We start from the raw sequence: 18379 nt of genomic DNA on the forward strand, positions 1-18379 counted from the left end.
CAGGCGCCGCGGCAGGTGGTGATGGTCCGGCCGCACCGGTTCACCATCAACCCGCTCACCGCCGCGGACAACGCCTTCCAGGACGCTGCACCCGCCGGCGGCGACGACGGCGCTGCCGCACGCGCCTACGCCGAGGCCGGGGCGCTGGCCCACACGCTGCGAGCAGAAGGCGTAGGGGTCTCCCTGTTCGAAGACCGCACCGGCGCCAGCCCGGACAGCGTCTTCCCCAACAACTGGTTCACCACCCATCCGGACGGGCGGGTGGTGCTGTGCCCGATGTATGCCCCCAACCGGCGGCAGGAGCGGCGCGACGACGTCGTGGACCATCTGCGCCAGCGGTTTCACGTCAGCGAGGTGATCGATCTCAGCCCGGCTGAGCGCCGCGGCGAGTTCCTCGAAGGCACCGGCTCCGTGGTGATCGACCATGTCCAGCGGGTGGCCTACGGATCCCGGTCCCACCGGCTGACACCTGGCATCTTCGCCGAGTACTGCCGCCTGCTGGGACTGCGTCCGATGCTCTTCGACGCCGTGGACTCTGCAGGGGTGCCGGTCTACCACACCAATGTGATGATGAGCGTGGGCCAGACCCTCGCCGTCGTCGCCCCGGATCTGATCCGCCAGCCCGAGCAGCGCCGCGAGGTCATAGCCGCGCTCGAGGCCAGTGGGCGCACCATCATCGAGATCGCGGAGCACCAAGTGCGCCGCTATGCCGGAAATGTCATTCAGCTCACCGGTGCGCGCGGGCCCGTGCTGGCGCTGTCCGCCTCGGCCTATGACGCGCTGCGGCAGGACCAGCTGGCCGCGATCCGCGCAGTCAGCCGGATTGCGGTGGCAGATGTGACCACCATCGAGCGCTCCGGAGGATCCGTGCGCTGCATGCTGGCCGGGATCCACCTTCCGCCGCTGACTCACTGATCGCCAGGCTTCCTCGGCGCGGCGTAGGCCGGGAGCTGCTCCGCAGAGGCGAAGCGGGTGGGCCGGAACTCCTCGAAGAGCGGATTCTGCTGCCCGGTGCTGATCTCCTCCGCCAGAGCCTCGCCCAGCCAGGGGCCCAGGACCACGCCGCTGTGTGTGACTGCAATCCACAGCCGGTTCTCCGGCTCCCCTGTGGCGGGACCGGCGACCGTCAGGCCGTCGCCGGGGATGACGCGGTAGCCGACCCGGACCTCCTCCAGCTGCGCCTCGGCCGAGGGCAGCAGGGCGTGGAGCCGGCGGAGCAGCTCCTCCCCGATCTGCGGCTCCGGCACCAGTGCGGGGTTGGCAGTCGGGTCGAGGTCCAGGGCCTGCAGGATCAGCCCGTCGTCACCGTTGGGACGGAAGTTGAGATGGTCGCTGGTGATCGGGCCCTGCAGGCTGTGGCCGGGTGCTCGCACATAGGCCAGATAGCCGAACGCGGCCCCGCCCACCTCTTTGGGCACCATGGGGAGCCGCACTCCCGCCTCAGCGGCCAGCTCTGTGGTGGAATTGCCCACGGCCAGAACGACGACGTCCCCGCGCAGTTCCGTGCCGGAGAGCAGACTCACCTTGCCCTCGGTCCGGGAGACCGAGACCACCGGGTCGATGATCAGCGAGAAGCCCGGGCTCCGCCGCATCTCGGCCACCCGCGAGGCGGCGAGAAGCTGGGGATAGGCATGCCCCTCCCAGGGGAACAGTGCCACGAGCGCATCCTGGGGAATATGCACCGGTGTCCGCTCCGCCGCCTCCGCCGGCGTGATCCACCGGGCAGCGTAGTCCAGTGACTGCAGCCGCTCCACCCTCTGCTCCAGGGTGCTCCGGTGCTCCTGCTCGACGGCGAACTCCACGTGGCCGTGCAGCATAACCGTCTCGGGATGCTGTGCCGAGACCACATGGGTCCAATGCTTGAGACCCTCGTAGTTCAGCGCGTGGTAGCTCTTAGGGTGCTTCTTATGGCTGTTGATCCAGGCGTAGCTGGTGGAGGTGGTGCCGGCGGCGACGTCCTCTGCCTCGACCAGGGCGACGTCGTGCCCCCGCCTGAGCAGCGAATATGCGACAGAGACTCCGACGATCCCAGCTCCGACGACGATAGTTTTCATAGATCCTCCATAACGCGTGATGGTGGTGGGCGGAATAGCGCCTAGCCGGCGGAGAAGCGTTCGCGCAGCTGCTGCACGTAGTTCCGCGTCTCGATGGCGCGCTCTGGGTTGCGGCGGGCAATCTCAGCGATCAGTACGTCGCAGAGTGCCCAGGCGGTGACAGACTCCGAGGCGGCCCCCGCTGTGGTGCTGGGCAGTAGGAAGTGCTGGACGCGGCCGGCCAGGGTCTGCGGAAGCCGGTCCTGGCTCAGCACGGTCACGGACCGGGCACGCTCCACCGCGACCTCGGTGAAGTGCTGCACCGCGGGAAAGATGAACAGGGGGGCCAGGATGACCAGCTCGTCCTCAGGGCCGATGCGAGGGATGCTGTCTGCCGCAGTATGAGCCGTTCCGGTCAGCGGAAGCGCCTCCACACCGACCCGCTCGAGCTCCAGGCAGAAGTACTGGGCAATGCGGTAGGCGGTGCCGAGGCCGTAGACATTGACCCTTCGTGCTGAGACGAACGCTTGCGCGGTGTTCGAGACCAGAGCGGGGTCAAGAGTGTCGCTGAGCCGGATCAGCAGGTCGGCGGCTGAGGTGAGCACTGCGCTCGCCGCGGCGTGGGGGCCGTCCTGCTGGGGTTGGAAGGCCTCGGAGGGAAGGTTCTCCAGGCGGGTGCGGATGACGCTGCCGAGGCTCTGTGAACTGTCCACACGTGCTGCGCAGGAGGCCTTCATCTCCTTTGTTCCGGAGAACCCGAGTTTGCGGGCGGCACGTGCCACGGTGGCCTCGCTGGTGGAGGTCAGCCGCGCAATCTCAGCGGCCGTGCTGGTGGCGAAGCGGAAGGGGTCTTGTTCGGCCAGAGTGGCGACACGGCGCTCCTGCCTGCTGAGATCCGGCGCTCCTGCCTGCCCTGGCGGGTCCTGGTTGTGCATGCTTTGATTCTGACAGAGTGAAGATTTTTCTTCACCTTTGACATGCATTGGAGGTTTTCCTGCACTATGCTCTAGCACACAGCACATTCTTGGAGGCGCGTATGGCAGTAGAGTTCGTCATCGTCGGCGGCGGGGCCTACGGCTGCGCCGTGGCCTACCATCTGGCCGCCGCCGGAGCCTCCGTGCAGGTGCTCGAGGCCGAGCGGATCGCAGACGGGGCCTCAGGCGGGCCGGGCAAGCGGGGCGTGCGCGCCAACCGCAGAGATCTCCGCGAGCTTCCCCTGATGAGGGAGGCTAACGACCTGTGGCCGCAGCTGGCTGAGCAGCTGGGGGCTCCCACCGGTTACCAGCGCACAGGGGGCGTAAGCCTGATTGAGCGAGAGGTGGTCGGAGTCTCCGGCGGACTGGTCTCAGCGCAGGCGCATGCTGCCGCCCAGACGGCCTTCGGAGTCCCCACTGAGGTATGGGATCAGGAGCGGGTCAGGTCCGCCTTTCCCGGCATTTCGTCGGAGGTGAGGGCGGCGCTCCATGTTCCGCTGGACGGGGTGGCCTCCCAGGCGGAGACGACTGCCGCCTACGCTGCTGCGGCGCGCCGGCTGGGCGCCACCATCACAGAAGGAGCCCCCGTCGCCGAGGTGCGGTCCCGGTCTGCAGGAGCGGCGGCGATCAGCGCCTCGGGTGAGCAGTTCACCGCCTCCCGCGCCGTGCTGCTGGCTGCCAACAGCGGGGTCGCCGAGCTGGCTCAAACAGCTGGGAGCAGCCTCCCGCTGTGGACCATCTACCCCCAGGTCCTCTTCCTGACATCCTCCGAGCCCGCCCAGGTTCCCCTGCTCACCGGTCATGACCACAGGGCGCTGTCGGTCAAGATACTCCAGGACGGCCTCATCATGCTCTCCGGAGGATGGCGCGGCAGGCGCAACCCTGAGACCGGCAGAGGCGAACTCGACCCGACCGCTGTGACCGGAAATATTGAGCAGCTGACTACAGTCTTCCCAGAGCTTGGTGAGCTCACCCTGGTCGAGGCCGACGCGAGCAGGCCAGAGTCGGTAGCCGTGGACCAGGTCCCCCTCATCGGGGCGCTCACCGACCACGTCTATGCAGCAGCCGGATGGTCCGGGCACGGATGGGCCCTGCTTCCGGCGGCCTCGAAGCATATTGCCCATCTGCTGCTGCACGGGGAACGTACCGCGGAACTCGCACCCCTATCACTCGCAAGAATCCCCACATTAGGAGGTCGTGATGCCTGACATCACGGAAATCGACGGAGCCCTGCTCAACTCGCTGCTGGTCTCCATCAGCGTCCTGGGACTGCTGCTGCTGGTCGGCGTGGTGCTGCGCCTGCTCATCCCGGCCCTGCGGAAGTTCTTCATACCCGCCGCACTCATCGGAGGCCTTCTCGGCCTCAGCCTCGGCCCGCACGCCTTCGGAGTCGTCCCCGAGGACATGAATTCCACCTGGGGGGCGCTCGCGGGTCTGCTCATCGCCATCGTCTTCGCCCCGATGCTGCTGGGCCAGGAGCTGCCCGGGGTGAAGCAGGCCGCCAAGGAGGCAGGCCCGCATATCTTCTACTCCTACTTCTCCAGCTTCGCTGTCATTGCGGTTCCGGCGCTGATGACCTTCTTCATCTTCCAGCCGTTCTTCAACACCAATGCGCTGTTCTCCACCATCTTCGAGGTCTCCTGGCCGGGCGGACACGGCACAGCCGCCGGCATGGAGGAGGCATACCAGGAACTGGGCTGGCAGGACGGCAGCTCGCTGGGCCTAGGGGCAGCCACCTTCGGGCTGATCTTCGGGATCATCGCCGGCATGATCATGCTGAACATCGCCGCACGCCGGGGTCACCTGGTCAACTACACCGGCACAGCCGCCCTGACCGACAGCGATATTCTCAAGGACAGCGCCGCCACTCAGGAGTCCCGGAGCCGGCTGCGCAAGGCCTCCCTGGACAATCTGGCCTTCCACTTCTCCCTGATCGGCGCTGCTGTCATCATCGGCTATGTGCTCAAGCATTTCGTGGATATGGTCATCACCGGGGTGCCGCTGTTCCCGCTGGCCATGATCGGCGGCCTCATCGTGCATCTGGCCATCCGGCCGACTCCGATGTACCAGCTGGTGGACAAGTCCACGCTGAACTCCATCGCCGGCATCGCCCTGGACTTCCTTGTGGTGGCCGCGGTGGCCTCCATCTCGATTCCTGTGGTGCTGGAGAACTGGGTGGCGCTCCTGGTGACGATGATCGTAGTGGCCCTGATCAGCATCGGCATCTTCTACATCATCGGGCCTCGCATCTTCCGCGAGCACTGGGTAGAGAACAGCATCGTGAACTTTGGTGCGATGACCGGTGTGGTCTCCGTGGGACTGCTCCTGCTGCGGGCTGCCGACCCTCAGATGAAGACCAACGCATACCGGGGCTTCGCCCTGCGGGCACCCTTCTCCAGCCCGTTCGTCGGGGGCGGCATCATCACCGCGATGTTCCCCATCTTGGTGGCGCAGCACGGGAACCTCTGGGTCGGCCTCGGCTGCCTGGGGGCATGCTTGCTGCTGATCGGCCTGGCGATGCTCGTGGGCATCTGGAGAAAGCCAGCCGTCCGGCGGACGGCAGCCTGACCGCTCAGCTGTACCAGGCGGAGGCGTCCTGATCGGGTTCGCCGTCGACGTCGTCGTTATTCTCCGCTGAGGGGCTGGCGCCCAGCTCCAGCTGGCGGACCACGTCGGCGGGCGGATTGACCATCAGCACCGCCTCATCGCGGTAGCTGCGCAGCTCCTCATCGATGAAGTTGGGCAGCGCCTCCTCCAGGGAGACGTCGCGGCCCTCGCGCTCGGAGAGCTTCCACCGGTAGTCCAGCAGCTGGTGCATGATCTCAGCGGGCTCCAGCTTGTCGCGCAGGTCCCGCGGGATTTTGGCGATAGTCGGCTGGAAGACGTTCTGGGTCCACATATGGGCAGCGACAGCCTCGTCGCCGTGCGGATCGGTGACCGCCCGGTAGGCGTCGATGGCGCCCAGCAGACGCCGGGCCTGGTTCTCCTGCACATCCAGCCCGGTCAGGGCCATCAGCCGGCGCTGGTGATGGCCCGGGTCCACCACCTTCGGGCGCAGCAGCAGGTGGCCGGCGTCGCGGGCGGAGCGGATGTCATACTCCTCCACGTCGAAGCCGAGCTCATTGAGCCGGCGGACCCGCTCCTCGATCAGCCACTGCTGGCCCGGGTCGAAGGCGGTGTCCCCGGTGAGCTCCTGCCACAGCCCCCGGTAGGAGTCGATGAACTGGTGACTGGTGGCCACCGCGTCGACGTCCTCATCCACAAAGCCGCCCTCCATGAGGTCCATCAGCTCCCCGGCGATATTGACCTGGGCGACCTCCAGGTCATATTCGCGCTGGCCTGCGGAGAGATTCGGGTGCAGCTCGCCGGTCTCGGCGTCCACCAGATAGGCCTTGAAGTTCCCGGCATCGCGGCGGAACAGAGTATTGGACAGGGAGACATCCCCCCAGTAGAAGCCCAGCAGATGCAGCTCCACCATCAGCAGGGCCTGCGCATCGATCAGCCGCTGCAGCGTCGGCTTGCGCATCATCTGGTTGAACACCGCGCGGTAGGGCAGGGAGAAGCGCAGATGCCGGGTGACCAGCGCCGGGGAGAGCTCTGTCCCGTCCTCACGGGTGCGCCCGGTGACCTCGGCCACCGGCTTCACGCAGGGCGCCCCGAGCTTGCCCAGCTGGCGCAGCATCCGGTACTCGTGGCGTGCCGCGCGCTCGGAGGTTTCCTTGATGGCGATGATCGACCCGCCCAGATAGGCGAAGCGCACAATATGGCGGGAGATGCCGCGCGGCAGGGCGGCCAGCACATCCTCCGGCCACTCCACCAGGGGCAGATGCCACGGCAGGTCCAGCAGCTCCTGGGGAATCGTGCCGGATGCGGTGAGGCTCAGGCCGGGTACCGATGACATGGTGGACAGTCTACGACGACGGCGCGGTGCTTCAGCGGGCAGCCCGCAGATCCGCCAGCCGGTTGAGCACCTCGGCCAGCGACGACGGATCCGGGATCCGGTGCCGCGCACCGGTCTCACCCGGGCCCACTTTCACCCCGATATCGCCTTCGCCCAGCACGGCGAAACCGTGCTCATCCGTGACGTCGTCTCCGGCGAAGAACACTGCCTGCGGCTGCAGCCTCTCGCGCAGCAGCTGGATCGCCTCGCCCTTGGTGGAGGTGACCACCACCGCCTCCAGGATCTTCTTGCCCTCCTTGGCGTGGGCGCCGTCGATCACCGCCAGGGCGGCGCGGGCCTCATCCAGCACCCGCTCCGCGTAGGCGTCGTCGTCGATGTGGCGCACGTGGATGGCCCCGCCGGCGGGCTTGTGCTCCACCCAGGCGCCGTCGTGCTCGGCGGCGATCGCCTCCAGGGTCTCGAGCACCTCAGTGCGGGCCGCCTGCTGCGCCGGGCTGAGATTCAGGCCCGAATCCGGCGGCTGCGAACCCGCTGATCCGGTGCCGCCGGTCAGGTCCGTCTCCGCCCCGTGGGAACCGATCAGCAGAGTGCCCGGCGGTGGAGAGGAGAGCTCCCGCAGCGTCTGCAGGGGCCGGCCGGAGACGTAGGCCAGGTCGACGCCGTCGAGGCCGGCGAGCCGCTGGATCGCCTCTGCATTGGCCGGCACGGGCCGAGCCTGCAGAGCGTCGGCCACCAGTTCAGCCACGCAGCCGTCGAAGTCCAGGCAGACCAGCACCCGGTCCTCGGCTGCGAAACTGCTCAGTGCGGCGTTCAGTTCTTCGGTCAGCGGCACGGTGGGTCTCCTTTGCTCGAATGCCGTCCCGTCCAGCGGTCAATTATGCCGCTATTTCGGGCCGTACGCCTGCGAAATAGCGGCACAGATGACCGCTCGGCGAGGGGCGCGGGGGAGTTCGGGCGATGCGGGCGGCTCGGGGTCGGATGGGGGCGGGGGCGTGGGGCACGGTCTACTGTTCGCGCAGGCGCTGCAGGAACTCTTCGGCCCAGCGCTGCACATTGTGGCTGACCACTTGGCGGCGCAGGCTGCGCATCCGCTTGCGGGCCTCCTCCGGATCGATCTTCGCGGCGGTGACCATCGAGGCCTTCAGCTCATCAATGTCATGCGGATTGATCAGCAGCGCCTGGCGCAGCTGGTCGGCGGCCCCGGTGAACTCGGAGAGCACCAGCACCCCATCCCCGGACTTCCGGGCGGCCACATACTCCTTGGCCACCAGGTTCATTCCGTCGCGCAGCGCAGTGACCAGCATGACATCGGCGGCCAGGTAGAGGGCCACCATCTCCTCCACCGGATAGGAGTGGTGCAGATAGCGGATCGCGGTGTGGCCCATCGTGTCGAACTCGCCGTTGATGCGGCCGACTGTCAGTTCGATCTCATCGCGCAGCTCCTGATAGGAGGCCACACCCTCCCGGGAGGGCGAGGCAATCTGCACCAGGCACGCATCCCCCACGCGCAGCGCCCCATCCTGCAGGAGCTCCTCATAGGCCTTCATGCGATGGCGGATGCCCTTGGTGTAGTCCAGCCGGTCCACACCCAGGAAGATCGTCTTCGGGTTCCCCAACTCCGCGCGGATCTGGGCTGCCCGGGCGATGATCTTGGGGTCATTGGCCAGTTCGACGATCCTGTCGGTGTCGATCGAGATGGGAAACGCCTTGGCCTCGGCCACCCGGTAGCTGCCTTCGACCGGGACGGAGAGCTGACGCGGTGCGGTCCCGCGCCCCGGGTCCCCTCCCAGCGGGGAGCCGGCCTCATGGTTCTCCTCCAGCGGCACGTAGATCTGGTCCGACTTGATGTAGTAGCCCAACCGGTCCCGCACCGCCCGCTGAAAGTTCCGGGCGTCGGAGTCTCTCTGAAACCCGATCAGATCCGCCCCCAGCAGTCCGCGCAGCACCGAATGCCGCCAGGGCAGCTGGGCGAACAGCCCCGGGGGAGGGAAGGGAATGTGATTGAAGAAGCCGATCCGCACATCGGGGCGCAGTTCGCGCAGCATCTGCGGAACCAGCTGCAGCTGATAGTCCTGCACCCATACGGTGGCGCCCTGGGAGGCGACCTTCGCCGCCGCCTCTGCGAACCGGCGGTTGACCCGGCGGTAGGCCTCGAACCAGTGGCGGTGGAAGTGAGGGCGGGCGATGACGTCGTGATACAGCGGCCACAGGGTGCCGTTGGCGAACCCCTCGTAGTAGTCCTCCACCTCCTGCTCGCTCAGCGGCACCGGGTGCAGGTGCAGACCGGAGTGGTCGAATGGCTGCAGAGTCTCATCCGCCGCGCCGTGCCAGCCGACCCAGGCGCCTTCTGAGGAGGCCATAATCGGCGCCAGCGCGGTGACCAGACCGCCGGGGGAGCGCTGCCAGCCGGTGCTTCCATCCGGATTGGCGACCCGGTTGACCGCCAGCCGGTTGGCGACCACCACAAAGTCGTAGCCGGTCTGGTACTCCCAGGACCCGGAGGCTGCCTCGGTGCTGGTGCTGCTCTCCGCGTCGTCGGCTGTCCTTCTGCCCATTCAGTCAGCGCCCCTTTCTCCTCGTGATCATCAGCCTATCGTGGTGTCACCCTCGGCTAGCTGGCTGGAAGTCGGCTGGATGCCCGGCCTCGGCGGCCAGGACGCGTCCGGGCCGTTTCAGCAGGTACCCTGGTAGCTGTTGTCCGCCTCCATCTGCAGCACCAACGGAGATATCACATGGCTCAATCCACCGGCAGCGCGCGCGAGCAGGCTCGCAGGCTCCAGCAGCAGCAGGAGCGCAGGCAGAAGACGCAGTCGCTGCTGCTGCGCGTCGGCGTCGTGGTCCTGGCGCTGGTGGTGGTCGTCGGTCTGACCATCTGGGTGATGACCCGCGGAGGCGGCGGCAACTACACCGAGGGTGAGGCCCCGGCTGCGGCCAATGAGCAGGGCGGGATCGTGCTGACCTCCTCCTCCGAGCTGGCTGAGGGAGACAACCTGGGCCAGATCGACGCCGAGGACCCCGGTGAGGCAGAAACCGTCGGTGCGGGCGACCTCCCCCCGGGTGTGGAGCCCCGCGAGGAGGGCGAGCCCCCGCACGTGATCATCTACACCGACGCCGGCTGCCCGCACTGCGGCCAGCTCGAATCCGCCTACCACTCCATGTTTGCCGAATGGCTCGACGCCGGGGCGATCACCCTGGAGTACCGCTCCCTCAGCTTCGTTGCGCCCCCGTACTCGCAGCGCACCGCCAACGCCTTCGCCTGCATGGCGGAGGAGGCGCCGGAGCACTACCAGTCCTATCTGGGCACGGTCACCGCCGCGCGCGCCGACGGCTCCACCGAGTACTCCAATGACGAGCTGGCCGAGCTGGCCCAGCAGAACTACGGGGCCGACATCTCCAACTGCGTCTCCGACGGCACCTACCGGGCCTTCGCCGAGTACACCACCAACCTGGCCAGCCAGAACGGGATCAGCGGCACTCCCACCATCTTTGTGGACGACACTGCCGTCGAGCAGCCCATGAACGTCGGGGAAGTCATCCTCGAGGCCGTCGGCGAGTACCAGGAGGAGTCCGGCGAGCAGGTGCTCGACGAGGTGGAGGAGGACCTCGGGGAGACTGCCCCGGAGGGTGAGTCCGACCAGACCGAGGCTGAGGACGAGTCCGGGACGGACGACGACGGCGACCAGTGACGCTGGCGACCGCCCGTGAGGTGTGACCCCGGCTCCCGGGCCGGGCTGGTCATCGACGCCTGCGCGGGTCTAGGATAGGTAGTCGGCGTCTGCCGACGCCAGGCCTCCTTAGCTCAGCTGGTAGAGCAACTGTCTTGTAAACAGTCGGTCGTCGGTTCGAATCCGGCAGGGGGCTCGAACGCACCCGCATGATGCGGGTTCTCGGCCAACCACCCCGGCCTTCCCTCCTAGGAGATCTTCTCGTGTCCGCCTCATCTGCCGATGGCTCTGCTGCGCCGGAGAGCAACACCGGCGGCGTCCCACTGGTTCTGGACCAGGACCGGATGCCGCTGGCCCACAAGCTGACCATCGGCGCGCTGCTGGTGGCCACCTTCGTGATGATCCTCAACGAGACCATCATGAACGTGGCGCTGCGGCCGCTGATGGAGGAGTTTGAGATCCCCGAGACCACCGTCCAGTGGCTGACCACAGCGTTCATGCTGACCCTGGCCGTGGTGATTCCCACCACCGGCTACATCATCCAGCGCTTCAGCCTGCGCGGAGTCTTCACCACCGCCATGCTGCTGTTCCTCTCCGGCACCGCTATGGCCGCTGCGGCGCCGGGCTTCGAGGTGCTGCTGGGCGGCCGCGTGGTGCAGGCCGCCGGCACCGCGATCATGCTTCCGCTGCTGATGACCACTGTGCTGACCCTGGTCCCGGTGCGGCGCCGGGGTGTGGTGATGGGCAATGTGGGCATCGTGATCTCCGTGGCCCCAGCCACCGGTCCCGCGCTCTCCGGGCTGATCCTCCACCTTGCGGATTGGCGCTGGCTGTTCCTGGTGATCCTGCCGATCGCCGCACTGGCCCTGCTTCTGGGACGACCGCGCTTGGCTGCCCAGTCCGGGGCGGCGGAGAAGGGACTGTCAGTCGGCTCGCTGCTGCTGGCGGTGCCGGGATTCGGCGGCGTGGTCTACGGCATCAGCCAGATCGGCGGCGGCCACGGCACCGAGCAGGTCGACGTCGATGCGGACTCAGGCCCCGGGGTCGACCCCACGGCTGCGGCGGTGCTGGGAGTCGGAGCGGTCTGCCTGGTCGCCTTCGCGCTGCTGCAGCTGCGGCTCCAACGCACCGACTCCGCTCTGCTGAACCTCAAGCCCTTCACCTACCCCATGTACACCCGCAGCCTGCTGATGATGCTGCTGATGATGGTGGCGCTCTTCGGCGCGCTGATTCTGCTGCCGATGTTCCTGCAGGCGGTGCGGGGACTGGACACGCTCAGCACCGGACTGCTGATGCTTCCCGGCGGACTGCTGATGGCCCTGATGGCTCCGGTGGTCGGCCGAATCTATGACCGCATCGGCCCCAAGCCCTTCGTCATCCCAGGTTCGGCGATCCTGATCCTGGCGCTGTTCGCCATGAGCCTGCTGGGCCCGCAGACCCCCATCGGCTATGTGCTGGTGCTGCACCTGGTGCTCTCCTGCGGGCTGGCGCTGCTGTTCACTCCGGCCTTCGCCACAGCTATGAACCCGCTGCCCCAGCCGCTCTATTCGCATGGATCGGCAGTGCTCAATACACTGCAGCAGCTGGCCGCCGCCATCGGCACCGCGGCGCTGGTGGCCGTGGTCGGACTGGGCGCGGCTGCCGCGGCGGCCCAGGGCGCAAGCGGCGAGGAGGCCACCTTGGAGGGCTTCCGCACCGCGTTCCGCGTGGCATCAGGCCTGAGCATCGGCACCCTGCTGCTGGGCATGACCCTGCGCGCCACTCCGGCAGAGCCGGCGGAAACAGCTCGCGAGGCCTGAGCGCGGCGGGCCTGACCCCCCCCGGGCCCGGCTCAGTATCTTGAGCCCCCGAACCCCTGTGTCTGGCACTGTGGCCTGAACCCCCGAACGCAGCTCGGCAGTCCTGGACCCCCCCCAGACAGCGAAAGGGGGACCAGCCCGCACTGAGCTGGTCCCCCGCGGCGAGTATCTCGCCGTGTCGCACCCAAGTAAGCCCCACCTTAGATTGGTCTCGACATATTACGCAAGGGATAAGTTCTGAAATTGCGTCCGCTGGTGCGTGCCGGCGTCGTGCTAGCCTCCCCAGTGACCCAGCGGTGCCCCAGCCGGGGCTGAGAGCCGGTCAGCCGGCAACGCAATGAACCTGATTCGGTTCGCACCGACGGAGGGAAAGGGACTTTCACAGTGACGCTGTTCGAGGAGCTCAAAGCGGCCGCCGCTCAGCAGTGGGCGGACTACACCGGGCACGAATTCATCCGCCGAATGGGCAGAGGAACCCTGGCGGAGTCTGCATTCCGGAACTATCTCATCCAGGACTACCTGTTTCTGATCCAGTTCGCCCGCGCGCACGCACTGGCGGCCTATAAGGCGCACACCGTGGCGGACCTGGATGTGGCCGGCCGCGGCCTGCGCGCCGCACTGGAGGAGAGTGAGCTGCATGTGCGCCTGTGCTCGCGCTGGGGCCTGAGCCGTCAGGACCTGGAGGCAGCCGAAGAGCACCCCGCCACCGTCGCCTACACCCGCTACGTCTTGGACACCGGGCTGCGCGGTGACCTGTTGGACATCCATGTGGCCCTCTCTCCGTGCACCGTCGGCTACGCCGAGATCGGCGCCCGGCTCAAGCTCGCCGCCGAGCAGGATCCGCAGCACCCCTACGCCGAGTGGATCTCCGAGTACTCCGCCCCGCAGTTTCAGCAGCTGGCAGCCGAGGCCGCCGATACCATCAACGAGCTCGGCCGCCGGTTCCTGGGAACCCCCAGCGCCAACCCGCAGCGCTTCGCCGCGCTGGCCGAGATCTTCGCGACGGCCACCCGGATGGAGTCGGCGTTCTGGCAGATGGCGCTGGACCTGGGAGCCGCCGAGGAGGCAGACCGGAAGGAATAGTCTCCGGCGCACCGTGTTGTGCATGATCAGCAGCCGCCGCAGCGTCGGCGGTCGCCGCCGCCGTCGTCGAGCCTGAGAGGTGCATCGTGGCAGAGAAGAAAGCCGTCATCGTCGGAGGCCACGGCAAGGTTGCGCTGCTGGCAGCCGGCAAGCTCATCGACTCCGGATACGCCGTGCAGTCGCTGATCAGAAACCCCGACCACCGCGACGACGTGGCGGCCACCGGAGCCGAACCGGTGCTGCTGGACATTGAGCAGGCCGACGTCGGCCAGCTGGCTGAGGCCTTCGCGGGCGCCTCCGCAGTCATCTTCTCCGCCGGAGCCGGCGGAGGGAACCCGGCACGCACCCGCGCGGTGGACCACGAGGCCGCCGTCCGCACCATGGATGCCGCACAGCAGGCCGGAGTGGGCCGCTACATCATGGTCTCCTACTCCCGCTCCGAGGTGGACATCGGCACCCTGGACCCGGAGAGCTCCTTCTACCCCTATGCACAGGCCAAGCACCACGCGGACAACTACCTGCGCGGCACTGAGCTGGACTACACCATCCTGGGGCCCGGAAAGCTCACCGATGAGCCGGCCAGCGGCACCATCCTGGTCACCGACTCCGAGGGTGCGGCAGCCACCAGCTCCCAGGGCGGGGCGGAAGCCACCTCCACCTCCCGGGAGAACGTGGCCGAGGCAATCCGCCACTGCCTTGTGCGCGGCGCGGCGGTGCGGCAGACGGTCAACTTCTTCGACGGTGAGACTCCGATCGCTGAGGCGATCAGCTGAGCCACCGGCATGACCGAGGTCACAGGGTCGGCTGCCAGAGCCGAGTTGGGGACTTCCGCGGGCAGGTGCTAGTCTTTTACGGCACTGCTCTGCGGCCACACGCCGTCAGGAAGTCCGGGGATCCGTAGCTCAGTTGGTTAGAGCGCACGCTTCACACGCGTGAGGTCGATGGTTCGAGTCCATTCGGATCCACTCTATGAGGCAATCTGCCTCCTGCCGGCCTGAATCTCAGGTCTGGACCTACTGCTGTCACCGTGTCAGACCCGCCCCCGGACGGGTCTGCTCGGCGTCGGCGCCGGCCTTGCTTCTGCCCCGCAGCCTAGGCCAAGGTTGTTGTGATCTCAGGAGGGAGCCATGTCGGAGAGGGAACCCAGCACCCAGTCTTCCGAAGCCTCGCTCAGTGGGGCCGGCTCCGGCGCGCCTGCTGAGGAGCAGCAGAGCACCACGCCCATCGATCCGGTGATCTCCGAGCCCCCCACGGACACCAGCCTGATCTCGGTGGTCAAGCCCTCCGAAGACACCGAGGAGGACGAGGGCTTCGTCAAGTCCCTGACCGGTTCCATAGCCGCCTCCTGGCGCTCCGCCGCGGAGGAGGCGCAGCTGGAGTGGGAGGAGTACGACGCCGAAGCAGCCGCTCGGGCAGCCGAGGAGGCAGAGGCGGCCGAGCACGCGGTGACCCGCCATGAGTTCAGCGAGGACTTCTCGCTGGCCGAAAGCGCCGAGCCCAGCACCTCCACCGGTATGCACCCGGCTCAGTCCGGCCCGGCGACCACCGGCCCCTCCATGCCGCTGCCGACGGTTCCGGTGCGCCGCCGATCGGTCCTGCGGCCCTCCTGGTTCAAGCCGAAGAAGGGCCGCCAGCCTGCCAAGCGCGGCAACCTGCTGGACCGCACTGTCTTCGACCGGCGGGTCAACCCGCAGCATGTGTTCAACAAGATCATGCAGACCGAGCGCCCGGTGACCGGCAACGAGTCGATCATCGATCGGCTGGCGGGCACCCCCTATGAGAACCCGGTCCAGGGAGAGCTGCACGCCGAGACTGATCAGCTGGCGACCATCAATTTTGTGCTGGACCTCGGCGAGGCGCTGTTCCGCTACGGCGCCGGCGCGCTGGAGGTGGAGACCTCGATCATTGCGGTGACCGCAGCCTTCGGGATGCGCAACACCGATGTGGACATCACTAACCAGTCGATCAGCCTGAACTGGGCTCCGGAGGGCAAGATCCCCTACTCCCGGGTGCGCGTGGTGCGCTCCTGGTCCAACAACTTCAACGCGCTCTCGGCGGTCCACCGGCTGGTCACAGACATCACCCAGGGCCGGCTCACCCGCTCGGAGGCCGAACAGCGGTTGGAGGAGATCACCCGCCAGCCCAAACCCTATCCGCGGTGGATGGTGACGCTGGCCGGCGCGCTGTTCGCAAGCCTGTTCGCCAGCTTCCTGGGCGCCCCGGTGCTCGACGCCGTCCTGGGCTTTGTGGCCACGCTGCTGGTGCTGTGGGTCAACCGCACCTTGACCATGTGGCGGGTCCCGGAGTTCTTCACACTGGCCGCCGGAGGCTTCCTGGTCTCAGCCTTCGCCATGACCGCCTTCGGCTTCGAAGCCAACATCACGCCCTCGATGGTCACCGCCGGCGGGCTGATGATTCTGCTGCCCAGTGTGCGGATCGTCGGTGCCTTCCAGGACGCGATCAACGGGTTTCCCCTCACTGCCGCCGGGCGGCTGGTCTCCACCATGATCGCCTTTGCGGGAATGACCGCCGGGATCATGACCGCGGTGATCGGAGCTGATCTGGCCGGCGTGGTGCAGACCGAGCTGGCCCAGGGGCTGACTCGGATCTATCCGCCTCCGGTGCTGATTCTGCTGGTCTTCTTCGCCTGTGCGGCGGCCGCCATCGTGGAGCAGTCCCGGCCGGTGCTGATCATCCCCACCGGAGCAGTGGGCGCCATCGGCTTCTGCGGCCTCTACGCCGGGGAGCTGATCGGGCTGGGGGACCGGTTCACCCCGGTCATCGGCGGTGCAGTGGTCGGCGCGCTGGGACGCGTCATCGCCCTGCGGCTGGGCGCTCCCCAGCTGGTGGTGGCGGTCCCGGGAATGATGTTCATGCTGCCGGGCCTGATGGTCTTCCGCGGGATGTATCAGATCGCCATTGAGAACACCGCCGCCTCCATGATGGGCGGACTCTTCGAGCTGTTCAACGCGCTGATCATCATTATGGCCATCGCGGCCGGCATTGTGCTCGGCGATGTGATCATGCGGCCCTTCACCTCCGGGCTGCAGTCCAATGAGCGGTCCCGCGGCCGGCGACGCTGAACCTGGCCCATCCAGACCGCCCCGCCGGGCCGGTCAGCCGGCAGCGCCCGCCCCACCTGGTCAGACTGTGGGAAGCCGCCAGTCCACAGGCGCGGCGCCCATCTGCTCTAAGGCCGCGTTGGTCCGGGAGAAGGGGCGGGAGCCGAAGAACCCGCGGCGGGCCGAGAGCGGCGAAGGGTGGGCGGAGGTGATCACCCGGGTGTGCTCACCGGCGTTCAGCACCGGCTGCAGCTGCCGTGCCTGCGCTCCCCAGAGGATGGAGACCAGCGGTGTGCCGCGCTCGACCAGGGCGCGTACGGCCGTCTCGGTGATGGCTTCCCACCCGATGCCGCGGTGCGAGGCAGGGGCGCCGGCCGCCACGGTCAGCACCCGGTTGAGCATCAGAACTCCCTGCTGCGCCCAGGCGGTGAGATCCCCGTGCGGACTCGGGGGCACGCCCAGATCCGACTCCAGCTCGGCGAAGATATTGATCAGGCTGCGCGGCAGCGGGCGCACGTCAGGGGCGACGGCGAAGGACTGACCCGTCGGATGCCCCGGAGTCGGATAGGGGTCCTGGCCGATGATGAGGACCTTCACCTGGTCGAAGGGCTGGCGAAAGGCTCGCAGCACATTCTGCGGGGCCGGCAGGATCCGCTCCCCGGCCGCACGGCGCCGCTGAATCTCCTCGCGCACACGGCGGAACTGCGGCTCGGCCGGAGCCAGTGCCTCATCCCAGCCCGGATCCAGCGGTGCAATCAGTTCAGACGAGACAGCCACGGCCACTACCCTACGATGAACCGGCGGCGACCTACCGGTCACGGTGCGTTTGTGCACCCCGGACACGCCGGGCCGCCGTAGTATGTCCGGTGAGATGTTGCCCGGGGCGGAAGCGATTCAGGGCCAGTGCAGCGTACCGCCGGACCGCGCAGACGACCGAGCAAGCACCGATGTGAGGATCCAGAGATGACCCAGTTCCCCCATGATGAGTTCGACGACGTCCCGCCGTATAAGTCTGATGAGGTGGGCAAGCACCGCGCTCCCGGTGCGGCCGCTGCCTCCGGGGGCACCGGCAGCGGCCTGAAGTGGATCGGGCTGCTGGTCGCCGTCGTGCTGGTCATCGGTGCCGTGGCATGGGTGCTCTCCCAGACCGGCGGTGATGAGACTCCTGCTGCCGAGCAGAACGGGCCGGAGCAGACAGCTGAAGGCGACGGCGGAGAGTCCCCCGAAGCTGAGGCCGAGGCGGACGGCGCCAGGGAGGCCGACGGCGAGGAAGCCGCCGGCGAAGAGGGCGCTGAGGAGCCTGCCGAGGACGTCAATATGGACTACAGCCTGATCGTCTACAACTTCGACGGCACCCCGGGGGTAGCCGGGGAAGTCCGGCAGACGCTGACGGACGCCGGCTACAACGTGGTGAGTCAGGACAACTGGAACCCGGGCTGGACCACCTGCGGGGAGAGCGCACCGGTGGTGGTCCATCCCCCGGCTGAGGAGGAGCTGGCCCAGATGATCGCCGAGGAGCTGGGCGCAGCCACCTGCGCCAGCGACGGCTGGACAGCCCATGAGGTGATCGCCGTGGCCGTGGGGGCAGAGAGCCTGCAATAAGGCGCCAGCGCCTTGCACTCCGTTCGCTCGCTCCGCCCCGGTCTGAGGCTCGGGGCGGGTCCCGCCTCACTCTCTTACTGCGAGAGCACAAGGGGCCAGCGCCTTGCACTCTCTGGGGCAGAGTGCTAAAAATTGTCTTAGCACTCTCGTGTCGAGACTGCTAAGACGAACCCATCAGGTGAGGCACCGGGGACCTCTGCAGCCGCAGAGGCAGCCCCACAGCCCTTGGTGACGCTTGGGCTGGCCGTCCGTCGCGGGCA

Annotated in this window: 15 protein-coding genes, 2 tRNA genes and 1 riboswitch; of the genes, 11 read left to right on the forward strand and 6 right to left on the reverse strand. The window is 67.7% G+C overall.

All coding sequences use genetic code 11. The features are described from left to right. The first annotated feature begins 21 nt into the window (after positions 1-21). A complete protein-coding gene (ctlX, locus tag Q1K09_RS04305; protein ID WP_300343564.1) occupies positions 22-915 on the forward strand; it encodes a citrulline utilization hydrolase CtlX in 894 nt (297 codons plus the stop codon). Here ctlX and Q1K09_RS04310 read toward each other — a convergent pair. Both Q1K09_RS04310 and Q1K09_RS04315 read right to left on the reverse strand, forming a co-directional pair. Further along, positions 909-2054: an FAD-binding oxidoreductase gene (locus Q1K09_RS04310; RefSeq protein ID WP_300343565.1), complete on the reverse strand. Its 1146-nt coding sequence runs from the start codon at positions 2052-2054 to the stop codon at positions 909-911. The genes ctlX and Q1K09_RS04310 overlap by 7 nt on opposite strands. 41 nt (positions 2055-2095) lie before the next feature. Beyond that, a complete protein-coding gene (locus Q1K09_RS04315; protein WP_300343567.1) occupies positions 2096-2968 on the reverse strand; it encodes a MurR/RpiR family transcriptional regulator in 873 nt (290 codons plus the stop codon). A gap of 101 nt (positions 2969-3069) precedes the next feature. Here Q1K09_RS04315 and Q1K09_RS04320 point away from each other — a divergent pair, with 101 nt between their 5' ends. Both Q1K09_RS04320 and Q1K09_RS04325 read left to right on the forward strand, forming a co-directional pair. Next, on the forward strand, positions 3070-4215 hold the full coding sequence (locus Q1K09_RS04320; RefSeq protein ID WP_300343568.1) for an FAD-binding oxidoreductase: 1146 nt from the start codon (positions 3070-3072) through the stop codon (positions 4213-4215). After that, positions 4208-5575, forward strand: coding sequence for a sodium/glutamate symporter (locus Q1K09_RS04325; protein ID WP_300343570.1), 1368 nt, complete (start codon positions 4208-4210; stop codon positions 5573-5575). The genes Q1K09_RS04320 and Q1K09_RS04325 overlap by 8 nt, the downstream gene beginning before the upstream one ends. 4 nt (positions 5576-5579) lie before the next feature. Here Q1K09_RS04325 and Q1K09_RS04330 read toward each other — a convergent pair whose 3' ends face one another. The 3 genes from Q1K09_RS04330 to Q1K09_RS04340 all read right to left on the reverse strand — a co-directional run bounded on the left by Q1K09_RS04330 (position 5580) and on the right by Q1K09_RS04340 (position 9463). After that, positions 5580-6908 (reverse strand): DUF4032 domain-containing protein, encoded by a 1329-nt coding sequence (locus Q1K09_RS04330; RefSeq protein ID WP_300343572.1) that lies wholly within the window; start codon positions 6906-6908, stop codon positions 5580-5582. Between the two features lie 31 nt (positions 6909-6939). Next, positions 6940-7740, reverse strand: coding sequence for a trehalose-phosphatase (gene otsB, locus Q1K09_RS04335; protein ID WP_300343574.1), 801 nt, complete (start codon positions 7738-7740; stop codon positions 6940-6942). 172 nt (positions 7741-7912) lie between these two features. Beyond that, positions 7913-9463 (reverse strand): trehalose-6-phosphate synthase, encoded by a 1551-nt coding sequence (locus tag Q1K09_RS04340; protein WP_300343576.1) that lies wholly within the window; start codon positions 9461-9463, stop codon positions 7913-7915. Positions 9464-9640: 177 nt separating this feature from the next. On the opposite strand from Q1K09_RS04340, the gene Q1K09_RS04345 reads away from it, so the two are divergent. From Q1K09_RS04345 to Q1K09_RS04375, 7 genes are all read left to right on the forward strand, one after another. Next, complete coding sequence (locus tag Q1K09_RS04345) at positions 9641-10594, forward strand: thioredoxin domain-containing protein (RefSeq protein ID WP_300343577.1); 954 nt, start codon at positions 9641-9643, stop codon at positions 10592-10594. A gap of 102 nt (positions 10595-10696) precedes the next feature. Next, positions 10697-10769 (forward strand) — tRNA-Thr (locus Q1K09_RS04350). Between the two features lie 67 nt (positions 10770-10836). Continuing rightward, positions 10837-12372 carry a DHA2 family efflux MFS transporter permease subunit gene (locus tag Q1K09_RS04355; protein WP_300343579.1) on the forward strand — a complete coding sequence of 512 codons (1536 nt, stop codon included), beginning with the start codon at positions 10837-10839 and terminating at the stop codon, positions 12370-12372. Positions 12373-12656: 284 nt separating this feature from the next. Next, positions 12657-12759: riboswitch (TPP riboswitch) on the forward strand. After that, positions 12757-13455, forward strand: a complete 699-nt coding sequence (gene tenA / locus Q1K09_RS04360) for a thiaminase II (RefSeq protein WP_300343581.1) — start codon at positions 12757-12759, stop codon at positions 13453-13455. It overlaps the preceding riboswitch by 3 nt. Positions 13456-13541: 86 nt before the next feature. Further along, on the forward strand, positions 13542-14228 hold the full coding sequence (locus Q1K09_RS04365; RefSeq protein ID WP_366908983.1) for an SDR family oxidoreductase: 687 nt from the start codon (positions 13542-13544) through the stop codon (positions 14226-14228). A gap of 118 nt (positions 14229-14346) precedes the next feature. Further along, a tRNA-Val gene (locus Q1K09_RS04370) sits at positions 14347-14420 on the forward strand. A 162-nt stretch (positions 14421-14582) separates the two neighbouring features. After that, positions 14583-16538, forward strand: a complete 1956-nt coding sequence (locus Q1K09_RS04375; protein WP_300343583.1) for a threonine/serine exporter family protein — start codon at positions 14583-14585, stop codon at positions 16536-16538. Positions 16539-16598: 60 nt separating this feature from the next. Here Q1K09_RS04375 and Q1K09_RS04380 read toward each other — a convergent pair whose 3' ends face one another. Continuing rightward, positions 16599-17294, reverse strand: a complete 696-nt coding sequence (locus tag Q1K09_RS04380; RefSeq protein WP_300343584.1) for a uracil-DNA glycosylase — start codon at positions 17292-17294, stop codon at positions 16599-16601. A gap of 186 nt (positions 17295-17480) precedes the next feature. Here Q1K09_RS04380 and Q1K09_RS04385 point away from each other — a divergent pair, with 186 nt between their 5' ends. Next, complete coding sequence (locus Q1K09_RS04385) at positions 17481-18119, forward strand: LytR C-terminal domain-containing protein (protein WP_300343585.1); 639 nt, start codon at positions 17481-17483, stop codon at positions 18117-18119. Positions 18120-18379: the final 260 nt, after the last annotated feature.

Origin of the sequence: Nesterenkonia sp., assembly GCF_029265375.1 — a bacterium.
Lineage (GTDB): Bacteria > Actinomycetota > Actinomycetes > Actinomycetales > Micrococcaceae > Nesterenkonia.

Excerpts from the sequence above, each read along its gene's own strand:
- ctlX (WP_300343564.1), top strand. The coding sequence starts at position 22 with ATGGTCCGGCCGCACCGGTTCACCATCAACCCGCTCACCGCCGCGGAC.
- Q1K09_RS04310 (WP_300343565.1), bottom strand. The coding sequence starts at position 2,054 with ATGAAAACTATCGTCGTCGGAGCTGGGATCGTCGGAGTCTCTGTCGCA.
- Q1K09_RS04375 (WP_300343583.1), top strand. The coding sequence starts at position 14,583 with ATGTCGGAGAGGGAACCCAGCACCCAGTCTTCCGAAGCCTCGCTCAGT.
- Q1K09_RS04385 (WP_300343585.1), top strand. The coding sequence starts at position 17,481 with ATGACCCAGTTCCCCCATGATGAGTTCGACGACGTCCCGCCGTATAAG.
- Q1K09_RS04320 (WP_300343568.1), top strand. The coding sequence starts at position 3,070 with ATGGCAGTAGAGTTCGTCATCGTCGGCGGCGGGGCCTACGGCTGCGCC.
- Q1K09_RS04345 (WP_300343577.1), top strand. The coding sequence starts at position 9,641 with ATGGCTCAATCCACCGGCAGCGCGCGCGAGCAGGCTCGCAGGCTCCAG.
- Q1K09_RS04340 (WP_300343576.1), bottom strand. The coding sequence starts at position 9,463 with ATGGGCAGAAGGACAGCCGACGACGCGGAGAGCAGCACCAGCACCGAG.
- Q1K09_RS04325 (WP_300343570.1), top strand. The coding sequence starts at position 4,208 with ATGCCTGACATCACGGAAATCGACGGAGCCCTGCTCAACTCGCTGCTG.
- Q1K09_RS04330 (WP_300343572.1), bottom strand. The coding sequence starts at position 6,908 with ATGTCATCGGTACCCGGCCTGAGCCTCACCGCATCCGGCACGATTCCC.
- Q1K09_RS04315 (WP_300343567.1), bottom strand. The coding sequence starts at position 2,968 with ATGCACAACCAGGACCCGCCAGGGCAGGCAGGAGCGCCGGATCTCAGC.